Genomic DNA, 2,047 nt, shown 5'->3' on the forward strand with positions numbered 1-2,047 from the left:
ACGACACCGTCCCCCACCGCCCCGACATCAAGGGAAGCCTCCTCGGCAACTACCACCAACCCTCACCCGACGCACTCCCCCAAGCCCAACTACGCCAACGCCACCTCCAACTCCTCGCCACCCTCATCGGCGACACCGACATCCAGCACAGCAACGGCAACTGGAAGGAAACCCGCGCTGCCGGCACCGCATCCGCCCGCAGCCACACCTGGATCGACCCCGTCTCCCAACCCCTCGGGCCCGAGAGCGACGACAACACCACGCAACGGGACACCGACGCCGTCGCCCCCCGCATGCTCCCGATACCACCCGGCCTCCGCCGACAAAACTCCGACTCCGACTCCGACTCCGACGCAGCCGACTCCGACGACGCCGACTGGGGCCCGTCCTCACCGACCGTGAGCACGCCCCCGCCCACGACGACGTTTCCTCCGCCCGCTGCCGCGCCGACACCGGTCTACGTGGCACCGGCACCCGCTCAGCCCGACGACCAAGCGGACCCCGAAACCAGTCAGGACGGCCAGGACAGACAGCGGAGTGCGTCTCCGCCGGTACCGACCGCGCTCTCGCCCGACGCGCTACCGACGGGCCCCTTCACCGCAGCCACACTCTGGTCGAACGCTCCGGCGCTGCCTGACTTCGGCGTGATCACCCTGGGGGACGGCAGGACCTACCCCATGGTCTACCCCGACAACCGGGCGATCTCCGAGTGGGAGAATCCGTACGAGGGCGTGAACGCCTACGATGCACTTTTGGTGACGACCCATCAGTATCTGTCACTCATAGTGCAGCGGGCCGACGCCATCGTCGCCGACGAGAACGCCTCCGGGGCCGAGAAGGACGCCGCAGAGCGACTACTGAGGACGAATTCCCTGCTGGAGGCGGACGGGTGGCTTCCGGAGTACCGCAGCGAGTTCCTGCGGATGCAGATGCTGCTCGGCGAGGGCGACCTGTTGGACGGCTTGCCGGCCCGGCTGGAGTCGGACGCCGGCCCGGTGTGGGCGCTGACCGACCCCACCGACGGCTCCCCGTCGGCGCAGCGCCCGGTGGGCGGATCCCTGCGCGGTGAACACGGCGTGTCCTCCCGTTTCCACTCCTGGGTGAACGACAACGGCGGGGACAGTGACTGGCTGGCCGACTGGTCCCTCGGCCAGGCCGGTGGTTCCATCCATTCCAGTTCGCAGTACTTCAAGGTGATGGTCAGTCATTTCCGTCCCCCGCAGGACGAAGCGGGCTATCACATGTCCCGGCTCGACGAGCAGAGCAGCCTCGTGCGCAGCGACAGCTGGCAGGACGGGGGGAGAGACTTCCCGGTGACCGCCTTCAGCCCCGCGTACGTGCGAAGCATGGCGGCTCAACATGCCTTCACCTATGAGGTGTTGCATCGGGTGCAGATCCCGAACGTGGACGCCGCGCGAGGGGTCGTACAGCTCATCCGTCTGGAGGAGCGGAGCCTGTTCGAGCGGTACAACGAGACCATGCCTCCGGTGGGCGGCCAGGTCCAGATGAAGCGGGGTCCTGCGGAGTCGTACAGCCTCATGGAGCCGTACAAGGACCCCACGGACACGGACAGTCACACGCTGGGCCCCTTCTGGGTGACCTCTCAAGAGGTGCCTCTGCACCGCGTGTTCGGCACCTACCTTCAAAGCCGGGCTGTCCCCAAGGAGGAGAATTGGTCGGAGCACACGCTCTTCCTGCGTGAGGACGAGAACGAATTCCTCGCGCTGGGCGAGGGCGTGCCCATCGTCTACCACGGCACGAACACGCCGCCCGTCCTTCCCGTCACACCCACCCCGCCCCAAGCCGTCTCCTCCCGAGCGCCCCTGCCCGGGGCACGAACAGTCGGGCAGTCACCACCGCGGGAAACCGCCGCCGCGTCGATCGATGAGTCACCGAGCGTCGACGACCCGCTGAGCGCAACAGAGATCGCGGCGCGGGCACGCCTGCGCACAGCGGAGTCGGCCCTGGAAGCTGCCGGCCTGCACGCCGACGACCTGCAGCAAAGGATCGACACGACCACCGATCCACAAGAGGAGGCCGCTCTACG

1 pseudogene is annotated in these 2,047 nt (G+C 67.9%); it reads left to right on the top strand.

The window, feature by feature from the left end:
- A pseudogene (locus ACWD3D_RS36475) lies at positions 1 to 2,047 on the top strand (hypothetical protein); the annotation flags it as partial.

It is taken from the genome of Streptomyces sp. NPDC002690, assembly GCF_053592415.1.